This window comes from Novosphingobium sp. (assembly GCF_027489515.1).
In the GTDB taxonomy this organism is placed as follows: domain Bacteria; phylum Pseudomonadota; class Alphaproteobacteria; order Sphingomonadales; family Sphingomonadaceae; genus Novosphingobium.
Genome location: NZ_JAIXZS010000018.1, coordinates 23,999 through 39,525 on the forward strand (window position 1 = coordinate 23,999; position 15,527 = coordinate 39,525).

A 15,527-nucleotide genomic window follows, 5' to 3' on the forward strand; every position below is an offset into this window, starting at 1 on the left:
CAATCCGATGCGGATGTAATTTATGAGCGCCAACGGCATGGTTGGGAGTGTCCTGCTCCGTTGCGCCGTGTGGATCGTGTGTTGCATGCCCGCCACACAACCGTGACGTTTTGCGTACAATGCGCAGAACATCCTTCCAAGAACCGGGCTAAATCTACCAGTAAGCCCCATCGTTCCTCAAAGATCGAATGTCATCTGGCATGCCCGGCGCAGACCGGGCGAGAGGCAGTTCGGATCGAGGAACTTCTTCCGGTGGCCTTGGGGATCGAGGCTGCCCATTGAAGGGACTGGACACGTGAAGACCAACAACAACGCCGCCCTGAAGGCGGGTGCCGCGCCTTTCGCCCTCGCACTCGCACTCGTTTCTGCCCCCGCCTTCGCGCAGGAAGCCGCTCCGCAGGCCGCCTCGGGTACCGATGCTGTCGAGCCGACCGCGATCGTCGTGACCGGCAGCCTTATCCGTAACCCCAACCTCGTGCAGGCCACGCCGGTCAACGTGACCACGGCCGAGCAGATCTCCCTGAAGCAGTCGAACACTGCTGAAGAAGTTCTCCGCGAAATCCCGGGTATCGTCGCCAACATCGGTTCGGCGGTGAACAACGGCAACGGCGGTTCCTCGTACGTCGACCTTCGCGGTCTCGGTTCGAACCGCAACATCGTGCTTCTCGATGGCCAGCGCATCGTCCCGGCCGACCTTCAGGGCCGCGTCGACCTCAACAACGTTCCCCTCGCCCTGATCAGCCGCGTTGACGCGCTGACCGGTGCGGCGGTGACCACCTACGGTGCGGACGCCATCACCGGCGTTGTCAACTTCATCACCAAGAAGGACTTCGCGGGCGTCGACATCGCCGCCTCGAACCAGATCACCGAGCAGGGCGACGGCAACTACTTCCGCGCCGACATCACCACCGGCGTCAACTTCGACGACGGCCGCGGCAACGCAGTGCTGAGCCTGGGCTACCAGAACTCGAACCCGGTCTATCAGGGCGCGCGCGACTTCTCGAACTTCCAGATCGACAGCTTCTCGGGCACCGCTGGCGGTTCGGGCACGACCTTCCCGTCGCGCTTCACCGGCACCCGTCCGCTTGCCAACGGCGCGATCAACACCACGCCTGCTTTCCAGCAGACCGGCGTCACCGCTGATGGTACGCCGATCCTGGCTCCGATCGAAGGCGGCGCCGGCAACGGCGGTACGCGCCAGATCAACGACGCCGGCGCGGCGGTGGGCACCTACCGCTTCTTCAACTTCAACCCGTACAACATCTTCCAGACCCCGTTCCGCCGCTACAACATCTTCGCTCAGGCGAACTACCAGGTGTCGGATGCGGTTGAGCTCTACACCCGCGGCATGTTCGTGAAGAACACCGTGCGGACGATCATCGCGCCGTCGGGTTCGTTCAACCAGGGCGTCACGATCAACCTCAACAATCCGTTCCTGCCCACCACGCTGCGCAACCAGTTCTGCGCGTTCAACGTGGCGGACGTGGTCAACGGCGTTGATGCCGCTGGCAAGGAAGTCTCGGGTCAGGCCACGTACAAGCCGCGCTTCACGCAGGCCGAGTGCGATGCCGCCGCGACGGCTTCTGGCCGCACCGACCCGAACTACCGCGAAGTGACGGTCAACCTTGGCCGCCGTGCGATCGAAGTTGGCCCGCGTATCAGCGAATACACCTCGACCGTGTTCGACTACCGCGTCGGTGCCCGCGGCGCCCTGACCTCGACGGTCGATTGGGACGTCAGCGGCGCCTATGGCGAATCGGACAAGATCCAGGCGATCAAGAACTACACGCTGCAGTCGCGCTTCCGTCAGGGCCTGCTCGTCGATGGCACCGCGGCCAACCCGGTCTGCCAGAATGCCGCGAACGGCTGCGTGCCGGTCAACGTGTTCAGCACCTCGGGCTTCAGCAAGGCCGCTGCAGACTTCCTGAGCGAGGACAGCACCACCACCGTCCGCACCAGCCTGCTTCAGCTGCGCGGCGTGCTGTCGGGTGACTTCGGCTACACGCTGCCGACCGCTGCCGAGCCGATCGGCTTCGCGGTTGGTTCGGAGTATCGCCGCTACACCGCCCAGCAGGCTTCGGACACGCTGTCCAAGACCCCGGGCGAGCTCGGCGGTGCCGGTGGCGCCGCGCCTGACATCGACGGCGGCTACAGCGTCTGGGAAGGCTACGGCGAACTTATCGCTCCGCTGATCGCCGACAAGCCCTTCTTCAAGAGCCTGACGGTCGAAGGCGGTGTCCGCTACTCGAAGTACAAGATCCGTGGCGGCGACACCAACGAGACCTGGACCTACAAGTTCGGCGGCAGCTGGGAGCCGGTCGACAGCCTCAAGCTGCGCGGCAACTACTCGCGCGCCGTGCGTGCGCCGAACATCTTCGAGCTGTTCAACCCGCTCACCGTGGGCCTGACCAACCTTGGTACCGACCCCTGCGCCGGTTCGGCGCCGACGACCAACGCCAACCTGCGTGCAATCTGCCTTGCGCAGGGTGCGCCGGCCGGCAGCATCGGCTCGATCGACAACCCGACGGCGGCACAGGCCAACATCTCTCAGGGTGGTAACCTGCTGCTCAAGCCGGAAAAGGCGACGACCTACACCATCGGTGCGGTCTACCAGCCGACCTATGTTCCGGGCCTTGCGATCTCGGTCGACTACTACAACATCAAGGTCACCGACGTTATCGGCGCGCCGCTGCCGGGCGATCTTATCAGCGCCTGCTTCGGCAACGTGACCGCCGCCAGCGCCGCTGATCCGGCTTGTACCTCGATCCGCCGCAACCCGGCGACCGGTGGTCTCGACGGCGACCCGGCCGACACCCCCGGCCTGTTTGCCCCGCTCAACAACCTGGGCAAGCTGGCCACCGACGGCCTCGACGTGCTCGTGAGCTACAACCGCAAGATCGGCGCAGTGAAGTGGACGGCCAACGTGTCCGGCAACTTCACCTTCCACTCGAAGTATCAGGCCACCGCGACCTCGGTGGACCGCGAGTGCGTCGGCTACTACTCGGTGAACTGCTCGTTCACCGGCTCGCTGCAGGCTCGCCGCCAGTTCTCGGTGCGCAACACCTTCAGCTTCAAGGGCGGCTTCGACGTCTCGCTGCTGTGGCGCCACATCTCGGGCTTCAAGCAGGAGCCGCTCGATGCCAAGTCGCGCGCTGCGTTCACCGGGACCATTCCGCCCGACAGCGGTGTGCTCAGCGGCAAGTATGTTCGTTTCGACCGGATCCCGGCCTACAACATCTTCGACCTGACGACGCGGTTCAACGTCGAGCGCGTGACCTTCACCGTCACCGTGCAGAACCTGTTCGACAAGGCTGCACCGGTTGTCGGCAACACGATCGGTTCGACCAGCTTCAACAGCGGCAACACCTATCCGGCGACCTACGACGCGCTGGGCCGTCGTTTCGCGGTTGGTGCGCAGGTCAAGTTCTGATCCCACCGGATCAAGACGCCAAATGGGGGGCGGGCAGCAATGCCCGCCCCTTTTTTGTGCGCGCGATGAGGTGGCCCTGCGTGCGCGGGAGTTGACCTCACTCGCAGCCCGGTCGATGGCTCGCGGGATGACGGAGGACCTCGAAACTGCCGCGCGAGCGGCCGCTGCGGCGCTGCAGGCGGGTGGCGGCAACCCGGCCGATCTGACCACGCTGGGGTGGTATCACGCGAGCAGAGGCGACACGGCAGCCGCCGGCTCGTTCTTCGAGCGCGCGCTGCAGGCCGATCCGCGCGCGGTCGAGGCGATGATCGGCCTTTCTGGGCTCCACCGCGCGGCGGGCCGCCTGCGTGATGCGGCGCTGCATTGCGATGCCGCACTTGCCGCCTCGCCCGCCTATGCCGAGGCCTGGCTCGAACGGGCCTATGTCATGGCCGCCGGCGGCGTGATGGACGAGGCGCGGCGGTGCTATCTGGAAGTCCTCACCCACGCGCAGGGCGCGCCAACGCTGCTGGCGGCGGCGCACGCCGGTCTTACCGCGATTGCGGCGCGCGATGGCGAGGCGGACGAGGGGCGCCGACATGCCCGGGCGGCGCTGGCCGCCGATCCTGCCCACGCCGGTGCCATCGCTGCGCTGGCTACCATCGAACTCGAAGCGGGCGAGGCGCAGGTGGCGCGCGATCTCGTTGAGCCGGTGCTCACGCGGATGCCCACGCCCGCGCCGGAGCGGTTGGAACTGCTCCACGTGCTGGGCGATGCGTGCAATCGGCTGCGTGATCCCGCCGCTGCCTTCACCGCCTATGCCCGCGCCAAGCAGGACTTCGCGGCGATCCATGCCGGGACCTTCGCCGGAAGACCCCCGCACCGCGAGTTCATCGCCGGCATAGCGGCGGGACTTGGTGGGATGGATGTGTCCGGCTGGCCCGGCCCGGCCGGGACCGCTGGACCGCCGCATGTCTTCGTGCTGGGCTATCCGCGCAGCGGCAACACGCTACTGGAGAATGTGCTCGCCTCCTTGCCCGGAACGGCAGCGATCGAGGAAATGCCCACGCTGCGCGAGGCCGACATGGCCTTTCTGGCCGAGCCCGATGGTCTCGCCCGCTTTGCCGGGCTGGATGAGGCCGCACTCGCGCCCTACCGTAGCGCCTACTGGCAGCGCGCCGGCCAGGCGCTCGGGCGGGATCCGGCCGGTCTGGCGCTGGTCGACATGGACCCGCTCAAATCGATCCGCCTGCCGCTGATCGCGCGGCTGTTTCCCGCGGCCAAAGTGCTGCTGGTGCGCCGCGATCCTCGGGATGTGGTGTGGAGCTGCTTTCGCACCAGCTTTGCGCTCAGCAATGCAGCGATGGATTTCACCACACTGGAAGGCGCGGCGCGCCATTATGACGCGGTGATGCGGCTGACCGAGCTGGCGCTGGCGCGCTTGCCGATGGCAGTGCTGGAGGTGCCCTATCACCGCATGGTGCAGGATTTTGACGCCATGACGCATGAGATCTGCGAGTTCGTCGGGCTCGCGTGGACCGAGGATCTCCGGCGCTTCGACCGCACGGCCCGCGCGCGCGGGGTTTCAACCGCCAGCGCGCGGCAGGTCCGGCGCGGGCTATTCGATGGCACGCGGCAGTGGGAGCCATACGCCGAGTATCTCGCACCGGTCATGCCCATTCTCCAGCCGTGGATCGAAAAGCTGGGCTACGCGTCCTGAAGCAGTGGCCCTAGAGAAGCGGGTTCGGTGCATCCATTGCGATGCCGGCTTGGTGCGCAACCTGGTGCGCCCAGGTGACCACCATGTCGATCTCGTCCGCATGGGCCGCGCGCGCGGTGGCATATTCGTCGCGGCGCTGATCGGGCGTGAAGGCCGCTCCCGATTTGGAATGGCGGGTGAATGCAGGCCCCGCCGCGATCCGCGCGATCGCGGCTGGTTCGAGCGCGAGGCCATAATGCGCGGCGGCTGCCGTGATTACGCGCACCGGTTCGCCTGTGAGCTGCTCGGACGTCAAGGTGCGCAGCCGGGCCTGACCGATCCGCCCCGCTAGCGCGGCAAACAGTCGGTGCTGCGCCAGCCAGCCGGTCGCGGCAACCTGCAGGTCGGTCTGGCGGAACACATCCTCCGGCGTCATCCCTAGCGGTGCCACTAGCCCGGCCTTGAGATAGCCCTCCAGCAGCTCACGCACCCACAGGCGGCAGGGCAGGCCCTTGCGCACGACCGAGACGAGGAACGTTTCGAGCGGCGCATGAAGGAACAGGGCGCGCGCCTCAGGCGCCAGCGCCAGCAGCAGTTCGGCAAAGGGGTTGAGCAGGTTGGATGGCTTGACCACGACGCCTTCGCCGGGCGCGAAAGGCCGAGCCAGCAGGCGCAGGGCAAGGTCTGCTGCGCGTGCGACAGCGGCTGGCGCGGCGCCACGGGTCCGCATGCCCACAACGTCGTTGAGGATCACCGGCTCTGAAAGGCCCATGGCGACACCGGGCTCGGCCAGCGCGCGCGTAAGCAGGGTGGAGCCGCAGAACGCCGAGTGGAACAGCAGGCCGATCGGCGCCCTTTCGAACTGTGCGAGGAGCTGCGTGGCGGGCACATCGACTTGCGGCGGCGGGTTGCCGAAATGGGCGGCAAAGCCGTCGTCCGTGAGAAAGGGCATCGCGTCATGCGCCGCGCGGGGCACCCGTGCGAAGCGGACTGCGTCAGTCCCTTCGACCAACCGGTGCGCGAGCCACTCGGCATCGGCGGGATTGAACGGAAGCGAAGCCATGGCGGCAGCTTTACGGCGCCCGGCGCGCCGCTGCAACGCCGCTTGCCTGACGAGCGCGGCGCTGTAGACACTTTCAGCGATGACCTCGCAACCGATTGACCGGGCCAGAGCCCAGGCCGCCAATGCCCGCGCCATGGCTGCGCTGCGTGCTGGCGATGCGCCGGCCGCGATCCTCGCCGCGCACGAGGCGGCGCATGCCGATCCGGGCGCGCTTTCGTTGTGGATCAATCTGGCGCTGGCCTGCCGCCTTGGCGGAGATGCTGCCGGCGAGCGGGCTGCGCTCGAGCGGGCGCTCGATCTCGACCGGCTCGATTTCACCGCGCAACTGCGCATGGCGCAGCTGCTCCAGCGCGAGGGCGAGGAGACCAAGGCCCTCGTCGCCTGGGACGGCGTGCGGCAACTGGCGCAGCACTTTCCCGGCCTGCCCGAGCCGGTCCGCGCCGAACTCGCGGTGGGCGAAGCCTATTGCGAGGCCTTGCGCGCCCGGCTGGCGGCGGCTGCGCGGGCTTCGCTGGCGGCCGTGCAGGACGGGCTTGATGAGACCGAGCGCCGCCGCATCGGCGCGTTTACCGGGATCGCGCTGGGTGAGCGGCGCATCTACCACAACGAGTGTGCGGGCCTGCACTATCCCTTCCTCCCCGCCGACGAGTTCTTCGATGCCGGCCACTTCCCGTGGTTTGCTGCGCTCGAGGCCGGGGCGAGCGCCATCCGCGCCGAACTCGAAGCCTTGCTGGCCGAGCCCGGCGAGGTCATCCGGCCCTATGTGCGGATGGAGCCGGGCAGCCCCGAGAACAAATGGACCCCGCTTGATGGTTCGCTGGATTGGTCTGCCTGCTTTCTGTGGGAGTACGGCGTACCCAACGCCGCGGTGATCGAACGCTGCCCCGAGACCGCACGCATCCTCGAAAGCCTGCCTCTCGCGCGGATTCCGGGGCGGGCGCCCAATGCTTTCTTCTCGGTGCTGCGCCCGCGCAGCCATATCCCGGCGCATACCGGGGTCACCAATACCCGCGCCATCATCCATCTCGCGCTTGATGTGCCGCCCGGCTGCGGCTTCCGCGTCGGCGGCGAAACGCGCGAGTGGGTGGAGGGCAAGGCTTTCGCGTTCGACGACACGATCGAGCACGAGGCCTGGAACACCAGCGACGCGCGACGCGCGGTGCTGATCATCGATGCGTGGAATCCGCATCTCAGCGAACGCGAGCGCGCGGCGATCACGGCTTACTTTGCGGCCAGCGATACGGCACTGGGCTGATCCGGCCCGCCTTGCAGGGTTTGCCTCGCTGGGTTAGTTTGGCTTCATATCATCGCTTTGCCATGAAGGATTCCGCGCATGCCCGCGTCATTGCTCCTTGCCCTCGCGGCCGCAGCCGCCACGCCCGCGCTGCCCGCTGCCGAACTGCCCACGTTGGAAAAAGACCCGACCGTGATGTCGCAATCGGAGATCCGCGCCTTCAACAAGGGGCGTCTGGCGACGGACCGCGATTTCATCCGCTGCGTGCGCCGGGAGGAAACCGGCTCGCTGGTGCGGCGCAGCTTCACCTGCCACACGGTCGAGCAATGGGCGAAGATGGATCAGCAGGGCAACCAGAACGCCCGCGACACTTATGACGCGATGACCAGCAAGGCCACGCGTACCTCGGGCTGAAGGCGCAGCTACTGCGCCAGCCGTACGACGCGGACGTAGGAACCCTTGTCGATTGATGCGAGATAGCTGCCGAGCGCACCGCGCTTGATCCGGATCTTGAGGCCGGGCCGGGCGAACTGGTCCGCGCCATCGGTCTGCCGCCAGCGCGCTCCGTCAGCAAGGGTGAGCACAGCCTGTCCGTCCGGCGCGGTGCGCACGGCCGCAATCGTGGTCTCGATCTCCTGTACGTCCTCGCCTTCGGTGCCGCCGAACAGTTTGAGCTTGGGCAGGGTGAAACCGAACAGGCCCTTCTTCGTCTCGCGGATCGTGGCGCGGTCGGCGACGACAATGTCCTCCTTTTCGCGCGCAGCAGCGAGCGCGGCAACGCTCCTGTCGTAGCAGGCAAGTCGATCGCTGTCGGCGGTGAGCGTGCGGCAATTGACGACCGCTTCGAACACGGGCGGCAATTCCTTCGGCAGCGGAGACTTGTCCTTGCCGGCGATGGGCGTGGCAGCAAGGGCCAGCGCCCCGAGGGCAATGCAGCTCAGGATGGGGCGATGCATGGTCTTTCCTCTCCAAGGGGGGCTTGCTCGGCGCCTTCTTCGCGCGCGCCGCGGCGAAGGTCAATCGACCGCGCACGGCGTGGTAAACCTTGCTGCTTATCGCACCACCGCGCGCCTTGAATTCACCGCATCAGTAACCATTTCGCCGAAACAAGCGAACGATACCGCGACCCCCGTGCGCCTTGGCCTGTGCCCTGGTTCACAGCCAGCACGGGAACACAGCGGTAGAGCCAGTGCCGAAGCGGCGCGGCAGTCCGCGCATGCAAGGTTGGAAGAAGTACGATGACGCTTTTTGGCAAGGATCTCGTTCGCTCGCTCGTGCTGGGCTTCGCACTCGGTTCGGTCGGGATGGTGGCCACATTCGGCGTGCAGCCGGCACAGGCGGCGACCCCCGCCGTAAGTGTTCAGGCCCAGCGATGAGCCGCGCCCGCACGCAGATCCGCTTCCTCGCTGGCGCGCTCGCCGCGTCGCTGGCGGCCGCCTGCCTCCAACCGGCACAGGCCGAATCCGGCGTTTCGGCGCCGGCCTCGGTGGTGCAGGCGAATGAAGCCAAGGGCCTCAAGTCGGCGGTCTTCGCCGGCGGTTGCTTCTGGGGAATGGAAGCGGTGTTCAGCCATGTGAAGGGCGTGAGCAGCGTGGTCTCCGGCTATGAGGGCGGCAAGCGCAGCGATGCGCACTACGAGATCGTGAGTTCCGGCACGACCGCCCATGCCGAAGCGGTGCGCATCACCTATGATCCGGCGGTGGTCCGCTATGACCAGCTGCTGCAGGTGTTCTTCTCGGTCGCGAGCGATCCCACCCAGCTCAACCGCCAGTATCCCGATACCGGCACCCAGTACCGAAATGCGATTGTGCCGCTCAGCCCCGAGCAGGCGCGCGTCGCCACGGCTTATCTGGCGCAGCTCAAGAAGGCGGGCTTGTGGAAGCGTCCGATTGTCACGGCGGTCGAGCCCAATCGCGGCTTCTTCGCGGCCGAGGACTATCATCAGGACTTCGCGCTGAAGAACCCCGATCACGGCTATATCCGCATGTGGGATGTGCCTAAGGTCGCAGCGCTCAAGCGCACTTTCCCGGGGCTATGGAAGCCTGACTTCACGCGCGGCTGAGGCCGGTTTCGCGCTGGATTTGCGCTTCGAGCCAAGGCGGTTTATCTCTCCAGCCATGGCGGGCCATCACAACCATCACGATTTTGCCGGTGACTTGCTGGTCGATGCAGCGCGCGGCGCGCTGCAGGCGGCGGGCGAGCAGTGGACGGACATGCGCAGCGACGTGTTCGAGGCGCTCGCGGCGCACGAGAAACCGGCATCGGCCTATGATATCGCGGAGAGCGTGGGCGCGCGGCGCGGCAAGCGGGTTGCGGCCAACAGCGTCTACCGCATTCTCGACCTGTTCGTGCGCACGAATCTCGCGCGGCGGGTGGAAAGCGCCAATGCCTATGTCGCGAACAGCCATCCCGGCTGCCATCACGATTGCATCTTCCTGATCTGCGATGCCTGCGGCGAGGCGACGCATATCGATGATGACACCTTGACCGGCGCCTTGCGCGATGCGGCCCGGCGTGCCGGATTTGCTGCCGTGCGCCCGGTGGTCGAGATCCGTGGCCGCTGCGGCGACTGCGGCGCGGAAAACGCATCTGCCTGACGTCCTCGCCTGACAGAGCGGCCCGACAGGACAGCCTGACGCGGGGTCTATCTTGTCTTTGCAATTTCAACGCAAGTCGGGTTCGACAGAGCCGCGATGAGGGTGTAAGACGCTTTAATGTCCAAACCGGTTACGCCGCTGCTCGATACGGTCGATACGCCTGACGACCTTCGCAAGCTTCAACCCTCGCAATTGCGGCAACTTGCCGACGAACTGCGCGATGAGATGATCGCCACGGTCGGCCAGACCGGCGGACATCTCGGCTCCGGCCTCGGCGTGGTCGAGCTGACGACCGCGATTCATTATGTTTTCGAAACGCCGCGCGACCGGCTGATCTGGGATGTCGGCCACCAGGCCTATCCGCACAAGATCCTCACGGGCCGCCGCAGCCGCATGCGCACGCTGCGCCAGGGCGGCGGGCTTTCTGGGTTCACCAAGCGCAGCGAAAGCGAATACGATCCGTTCGGCACGGCGCATTCGTCCACCTCGATCTCGGCAGCGCTGGGCTTTGCCGTGGCCAACAAGCTCTCGGGCCAGCCCGGCAAGGCGATCGCGGTGATCGGCGACGGCGCGATGAGCGCCGGCATGGCCTACGAGGCGATGAACAACGCGGCGGAAGCCGGCAACCGCCTCGTCGTGATCCTCAACGACAACGACATGTCGATTGCGCCGCCCGTCGGCGGGCTTTCGGCCTATCTTGCGCGCCTCGTCTCCTCGCGCCCGTTCCTCGAGCTGCGCGAGATGTTCAAGGCGATTTCGCGCCGCCTGCCCGAACCGCTGCACAAGGCCGCCCGCAAGACCGACGAGTTCGCGCGCGGCATGGCGATGGGCGGGACGTTGTTCGAGGAGCTCGGCTTCTACTACGTCGGCCCGATCGACGGCCACAATCTCGACCAGCTCATTCCGGTGCTCGAGAATGTGCGCGATGCCGCCGAAGGGCCGTGCCTCGTCCATGTCGTGACGCAGAAGGGCAAGGGCTATGCCCCAGCCGAGAACGCGGCGGACAAGTACCACGGCGTGCAGAAGTTCGATGTGATCACCGGCGAGCAGGCCAAGAGTGCTGCCGGCCCGCCAAGCTACACCGGCGTGTTCGCCCAGGCCCTGCTGGCCGAAGCCACGCGTGACAGCACGGTCTGCGCGATCACTGCGGCGATGCCTTCGGGTACCGGGCTCGACAAGTTTGCCAAGACCTACCCCGACCGTCTGTTCGATGTCGGCATCGCCGAGCAGCACGCGGTGACGTTTGCCGCCGGGCTTGCCGCGCAGGGCATGCGCCCGTTCTGCGCGATCTATTCAACCTTCCTGCAGCGCGCTTACGATCAGGTCGTGCACGATGTTGCGATCCAGAACCTGCCGGTGCGCTTCGCGATCGACCGCGCAGGGCTGGTGGGTGCCGACGGCGCGACCCATGCCGGCTCGTTCGACGTGACCTACCTTGCCACGCTGCCCAACATGGTCGTGATGGCTGCCGCCGACGAGGCCGAGCTGGTCCACATGGTCCACACCGCAGCCATGCACGACAGCGGGCCGATCGCGTTCCGCTATCCGCGCGGCAACGGTGTTGGCGTGCCGCTGCCGGCGGTTCCCGAGCGGCTGGAGATCGGCAAGGGCCGCGTGGTGCGCGAAGGCAGCAAGGTGGCGATCCTTTCGCTCGGCACCCGACTGGGTGAGGCGCTCAAGGCTGCGGACCTGCTCGATGCCAAGGGCCTCTCGACGACTGTGGCGGACCTGCGTTTTGCCAAGCCGCTGGATGTGGCGCTGATCCGCCGGCTCATGGCCTCGCACGAAGTCGTCGTCACGGTCGAGGAAGGCTCCATCGGCGGGCTTGGCGCACATGTGCTGACGATGGCGAGCGACGAGGGGCTGACCGACGCGGGCCTGCGCATCCGCACGATGCGCCTGCCCGATGTGTTCCAGGATCAGGACTCGCCCGATAAGCAGTATGACACGGCGGGGCTCAATGCGCCGCAGATCGTCGACACGGTGCTGAAGGCGCTACGCCACAACAGCGCCGGCGTGCAGGAAGCGCGCGCCTGATCCGCGCGCTTCCCGTCAGCGTTCCAGACCTCAGTACTGTTCGAGCCAGAGCCAGAGTCCGGCCGGGATAACCGCAAGCTTGAGGTGCAGCCAGGTGAGCAGCAGCCACACCGGAACCGCAGCGACCCAGTAGAATCCGAGATGGCCGAAGGCTGCCGGGTTCGGCAGGAACGAGGTGCGCTTCATCCACGCGCGCCAGTCCACCCCGTAGAGCGCGACCTTCTTGGCATCCTGGCCGCGCGATCCGATCACGGCGAGCGCGATGACGCCGCCCGCGAGGATGATGGTGCGGGCACTCGGCGCCACGAGAATATGCGCCACACCCCATAACGTGAAGGCCGACATCATGGGATGGCGCGTTACCTTGAACACGCCGTTGGGCAGTCTGGTTGAAAGGCCGGACACATCGCTGCCTGCCAGCGCCGGATTGCCCACGAGCGACGCGAGGAACAGCGCGGAGGCCACCAGTGTGAGCAGCGAGGCGAGCACCCACGGGACCAGGGCCTGCCCGTCCCACAATTGCGGTGACGGCGATGCCTTGCCAAACGCGATCACGGCAGCACTGAAGGTGAGCAGCGAGATGATCGAGTAGAGTCCGAGAAACCCGCCTTGTCCGAACCGGCGGACCATGGCTGCGCGCCAGGGGTGAGACATGAGTAGATGTGTGCCGACAAAAGCGACCATGCCGACGGCAAGCATAAGGGTTGCACTATCCATGGCTCGATCCCTCCCACAACCTTCGCCCTGCCTTGTATAACGGTGAGCGACAGATCTTTATTCGTATGCCTTGGGCAGCCCCTCCTCACCCGGATGACGGTACCTTTGGCGCAATCTTGACTGGTGGTTTACCAAAGATTGCGGCCTGCCGTCGATGAATATAGTTACCGGAGCGGATGACAGCTCCAGCGGGTCGCCATCCCACAGTACGAGGTCGGCGGCGAGGCCGGGCTTGAGGCTGCCGAACACCGCCCCCTGCCCGAGAATATCCGCCGGGATGGAGGTTATGGCCGCAAGCGCCTGGCCCCAGCTCAGTCCTGTTGCGCCCGGCACACGCGAAAGGCCGACGAGATTGCCCGCGAATTGCGGTGCATAGCGCGGCTGATCGTTGTCATAGAAGCTGCCGAGCGCAACCTTGACGCCTGCTGCGGTCATCCGGCCGACGTTGGACTGGGTGGCGGCCAGCGTCTCGAACGTACCGGGCAGGTCCGCCAGCGCGCTCGCCAGCACGGGGACCTTGGCGGCGGCGATCTCGTTCGCCACGCGCCATCCCTCGCCCGCGCCGACGATCACCAGCCGCAGCGCCGGAAACTCGCGGCCGAGCGCGAGCAGGCTGCGGATATCGGCAGCACGCTCGACATGAACGAACAGCGGCTGCTTGCCTGCCACCACCGGGATCAGCGCGGCGGCGTCGACACGCGTGAGCAGCGCATCGCCGGGCTGCGCCGGTTCGGCTGCAGCGGCGTTCTTGCTGTCCTTGCCTGGCTTGTGCTGCGAAAGCTCACGTGCCTCGCGCAGCGCGTTGCGCAGCAGCGCCTGCGCCGCGACGCGGCTGCCGCCGGCAAGGTCCGCCCCGCGCTCGCCAAGTTCGACCAGCTGGAAGGCGCGTGGCTGGACCGTGCCGGGCCCGTTCTGGGCCAGGTCGATCACCGCGCCCTGCCCGGCAAAGATCGCGTTGGCGGCAACTGGCGCGACGCCCGCGCGCGTGATCCCGCCTGCGCGGCTCACCGCAACCGGCGGCGCATCGTTATCGATCGCCAGTGAGACATCGAGCCCGGCGGAAAAGCGCGCTGTGCCGCCATAGCTGTCGTTGCTTTCATCGACCGCGCCGACATCGACGAGGCCAAGATCGGTCATCGCGGTAACGAGGCCGGGCGTAACCCATTTCCCGGTCCCATCGATGACCGGGATCCCGGCGGGAATGGCCACGTCGCTTCCCGCCGCGACGATCTTGCCGCCGCGGACCAGCACGGCCCCGCCCGAGATCGGCGCGCTGCCGTCACCGATGGCAATGGTGGCGCCCGTCACCGCGAAATCGCCCGAGGGGGACGTGGCAGGTGTATCTGCCGCATCGGCGGCGTGGGCCGGTAGCGCCGTGCCGGCCAGCAGCAGCGCGGCGAGGAGGAGCGAGGCGCGCTTCATTTCACGTCTCCCTCACCGGGCAGGCCGAGTTCGAAATCGCTGACCGGGCGCCGTTTCGGATCGCCGAGATCGAACAGCAGGGCGCCATCGACCCACACCTTCTCGGGCCGCGAGTAGACCGAAAGCGGATTGCCGTTCCACAGCACCAGATCACCCATCTTGCCCGGCGCAAGGCTGCCGGTCTGCTTGTCGATGCCCAGCGCCTTGGCGGGATTGAGCGTGATCCAGCGGATCACCTGGCCATCGGATACGTCGATCCCGATGCGCCGCCCGGCCGCGCGGGCCTTGGCGGCTTCCTGGTTGAGCCGCTGAATGCCATTGGCGTCGTCCGAATGGATGATCACGCAGGCGCCCGCATCGGCGAGCAGCGCAGCGTTTTCAGGAATGCCGTCGAAGGCTTCCATCTTGAAGCCCCACCAGTCCGCCCAGATGGCGGCGCAGATGCCGTTTTCCCTGAGCAGGTCGGCGATCTTGTAGGCCTCGACCGCGTGGTGGAAGGCCGTGACCTTGTAGCCGAACTCCTTGGCCATATCGATGACCTGCGCCATCTCGTCGGCGCGGTAGCAGTGGTTCTGGACGAGGATCTTGCCGTCGAGCACGTCGGCCATCGTGTCCATTGCCAGATCGCGCTCGGTCAGTTTCCCCTCGGCGCGCTTCTTGCGGTACTCGGCGGCCTTGATCCACGCCTGCCGGTCCACCGCGAAGTTGCCCATGCGGGTGGAAGGCATCGTGTTGCGACCGCCGTAGACGCGTTTGGGGTTCTCTCCGCAAGCCATCTTCATTCCATAGGGTGCGCCGGGAAACTTCATCGCCTGCACGGTGCGGGCATAGACGTTCTTGAGCACGACCGAGCGGCCGCCGATCAGATTGGCCGAGCCGGGCAGGATCTGCATCGAGGTGACGCCGCCGTTGGTGAGCGCCCGGCTGAAGCCGGGGTCCTGCGGCCAGACGCTATGTTCGGCCCAGACTTGCGGCGTGGTCGGCGAAGTTGCTTCGTTGCCATCCGAATGCGCCTGTACACCGGGGCTGGCATAGACGCCGAGGTGGCTGTGGATGTCGATCACCCCGGGCGTGACGAACTTGCCGGTGCCATCGATGCGGCGGTAGCCATCCGGCACGGCGAGCCGCGCATCGCCAACGGCCACAACCTTGCCACCCTTCAGGAGGACGGTGCCGCCCGCGATCTCCCCGCCCGTGCCGTCGAACACCGTGGCGCCGACGATCGCAGTGGGCTCACCCGGATAGGGCTTGTAGGTCGAGGGGTAGGGGTTTTCTTGCCAGACCGGGGTAGTTGGTACTGCCTTGGTTTCGGCCATTCCGGCACCTGGGCTGGCCAGCAGGGCAAGGCC

13 protein-coding genes are annotated in these 15,527 nt (G+C 66.7%); 8 read left to right on the top strand and 5 right to left on the bottom strand.

The annotated features are described in order from the left end of the window. Positions 1-295 precede the first annotated feature (295 nt). Both Q0082_RS02515 and Q0082_RS02520 read left to right on the top strand, forming a co-directional pair. The gene (locus Q0082_RS02515) at positions 296-3,430 is read left to right on the top strand and encodes a TonB-dependent receptor (protein WP_298189532.1); all 3,135 of its coding nucleotides are present in this window, start codon (positions 296-298) and stop codon (positions 3,428-3,430) included. A 127-nt stretch (positions 3,431-3,557) separates the two neighbouring features. Then, entirely contained in the window at positions 3,558-5,129 is a 1,572-nt protein-coding gene (locus Q0082_RS02520) for a tetratricopeptide repeat-containing sulfotransferase family protein (protein WP_298189534.1), read from the top strand. A gap of 10 nt (positions 5,130-5,139) precedes the next feature. Here the strand turns inward: Q0082_RS02520 and Q0082_RS02525 are convergent, their stop codons facing one another. After that, positions 5,140-6,171 carry a hypothetical protein gene (locus tag Q0082_RS02525; protein ID WP_298189536.1) on the bottom strand — a complete coding sequence of 344 codons (1,032 nt, stop codon included), beginning with the start codon at positions 6,169-6,171 and terminating at the stop codon, positions 5,140-5,142. A 79-nt stretch (positions 6,172-6,250) separates the two neighbouring features. On the opposite strand from Q0082_RS02525, the gene Q0082_RS02530 reads away from it, so the two are divergent. Both Q0082_RS02530 and Q0082_RS02535 read left to right on the top strand, forming a co-directional pair. Further along, positions 6,251-7,426 carry an aspartyl/asparaginyl beta-hydroxylase domain-containing protein gene (locus Q0082_RS02530; protein WP_298189538.1) on the top strand — a complete coding sequence of 392 codons (1,176 nt, stop codon included), beginning with the start codon at positions 6,251-6,253 and terminating at the stop codon, positions 7,424-7,426. A 78-nt stretch (positions 7,427-7,504) separates the two neighbouring features. Next, a complete protein-coding gene (locus Q0082_RS02535) occupies positions 7,505-7,819 on the top strand; it encodes a hypothetical protein (protein WP_298189540.1) in 315 nt (104 codons plus the stop codon). 8 nt (positions 7,820-7,827) lie between these two features. Here Q0082_RS02535 and Q0082_RS02540 read toward each other — a convergent pair whose 3' ends face one another. Further along, positions 7,828-8,361: a hypothetical protein gene (locus Q0082_RS02540; protein WP_298189542.1), complete on the bottom strand. Its 534-nt coding sequence runs from the start codon at positions 8,359-8,361 to the stop codon at positions 7,828-7,830. A gap of 282 nt (positions 8,362-8,643) precedes the next feature. Between Q0082_RS02540 and Q0082_RS02545 the strand changes: the two genes are divergently transcribed. The 4 genes from Q0082_RS02545 (at position 8,644) to dxs (ending at position 12,039) form a co-directional block, all read left to right on the top strand. Continuing rightward, positions 8,644-8,781 (top strand): hypothetical protein, encoded by a 138-nt coding sequence (locus Q0082_RS02545; protein WP_298189544.1) that lies wholly within the window; start codon positions 8,644-8,646, stop codon positions 8,779-8,781. After that, complete coding sequence (gene msrA / locus Q0082_RS02550) at positions 8,778-9,467, top strand: peptide-methionine (S)-S-oxide reductase MsrA (protein ID WP_298189546.1); 690 nt, start codon at positions 8,778-8,780, stop codon at positions 9,465-9,467. The genes Q0082_RS02545 and msrA overlap by 4 nt, the downstream gene beginning before the upstream one ends. Positions 9,468-9,522: 55 nt before the next feature. After that, positions 9,523-10,002: a transcriptional repressor gene (locus tag Q0082_RS02555; protein ID WP_298189548.1), complete on the top strand. Its 480-nt coding sequence runs from the start codon at positions 9,523-9,525 to the stop codon at positions 10,000-10,002. 117 nt (positions 10,003-10,119) lie between these two features. Beyond that, positions 10,120-12,039, top strand: coding sequence for a 1-deoxy-D-xylulose-5-phosphate synthase (gene dxs / locus Q0082_RS02560; RefSeq protein WP_298189550.1), 1,920 nt, complete (start codon positions 10,120-10,122; stop codon positions 12,037-12,039). Positions 12,040-12,069: 30 nt separating this feature from the next. On the opposite strand, the gene Q0082_RS02565 is transcribed toward dxs, so the two are convergent. The 3 genes from Q0082_RS02565 to Q0082_RS02575 are packed head-to-tail and all read right to left on the bottom strand — an operon-like array spanning position 12,070 to position 15,494. Beyond that, on the bottom strand, positions 12,070-12,756 hold the full coding sequence (locus Q0082_RS02565; protein ID WP_298189553.1) for an NnrU family protein: 687 nt from the start codon (positions 12,754-12,756) through the stop codon (positions 12,070-12,072). 57 nt (positions 12,757-12,813) lie between these two features. Next, the gene (locus Q0082_RS02570; protein ID WP_298189555.1) at positions 12,814-14,178 is read right to left on the bottom strand and encodes an amidohydrolase family protein; all 1,365 of its coding nucleotides are present in this window, start codon (positions 14,176-14,178) and stop codon (positions 12,814-12,816) included. Then, entirely contained in the window at positions 14,175-15,494 is a 1,320-nt protein-coding gene (locus Q0082_RS02575) for an amidohydrolase (RefSeq protein WP_298189628.1), read from the bottom strand. Before Q0082_RS02575 ends, Q0082_RS02570 begins: the two co-directional genes overlap by 4 nt. Positions 15,495-15,527: the final 33 nt, after the last annotated feature.

Excerpts from the sequence above, each read along its gene's own strand:
- Q0082_RS02545 (WP_298189544.1), top strand. The coding sequence starts at position 8,644 with ATGACGCTTTTTGGCAAGGATCTCGTTCGCTCGCTCGTGCTGGGCTTC.
- Q0082_RS02540 (WP_298189542.1), bottom strand. The coding sequence starts at position 8,361 with ATGCATCGCCCCATCCTGAGCTGCATTGCCCTCGGGGCGCTGGCCCTT.
- dxs (WP_298189550.1), top strand. The coding sequence starts at position 10,120 with ATGTCCAAACCGGTTACGCCGCTGCTCGATACGGTCGATACGCCTGAC.
- msrA (WP_298189546.1), top strand. The coding sequence starts at position 8,778 with ATGAGCCGCGCCCGCACGCAGATCCGCTTCCTCGCTGGCGCGCTCGCC.
- Q0082_RS02575 (WP_298189628.1), bottom strand. The coding sequence starts at position 15,494 with ATGGCCGAAACCAAGGCAGTACCAACTACCCCGGTCTGGCAAGAAAAC.
- Q0082_RS02535 (WP_298189540.1), top strand. The coding sequence starts at position 7,505 with ATGCCCGCGTCATTGCTCCTTGCCCTCGCGGCCGCAGCCGCCACGCCC.
- Q0082_RS02565 (WP_298189553.1), bottom strand. The coding sequence starts at position 12,756 with ATGGATAGTGCAACCCTTATGCTTGCCGTCGGCATGGTCGCTTTTGTC.
- Q0082_RS02570 (WP_298189555.1), bottom strand. The coding sequence starts at position 14,178 with ATGAAGCGCGCCTCGCTCCTCCTCGCCGCGCTGCTGCTGGCCGGCACG.
- Q0082_RS02520 (WP_298189534.1), top strand. The coding sequence starts at position 3,558 with ATGACGGAGGACCTCGAAACTGCCGCGCGAGCGGCCGCTGCGGCGCTG.
- Q0082_RS02530 (WP_298189538.1), top strand. The coding sequence starts at position 6,251 with ATGACCTCGCAACCGATTGACCGGGCCAGAGCCCAGGCCGCCAATGCC.
- Q0082_RS02525 (WP_298189536.1), bottom strand. The coding sequence starts at position 6,171 with ATGGCTTCGCTTCCGTTCAATCCCGCCGATGCCGAGTGGCTCGCGCAC.
- Q0082_RS02555 (WP_298189548.1), top strand. The coding sequence starts at position 9,523 with ATGGCGGGCCATCACAACCATCACGATTTTGCCGGTGACTTGCTGGTC.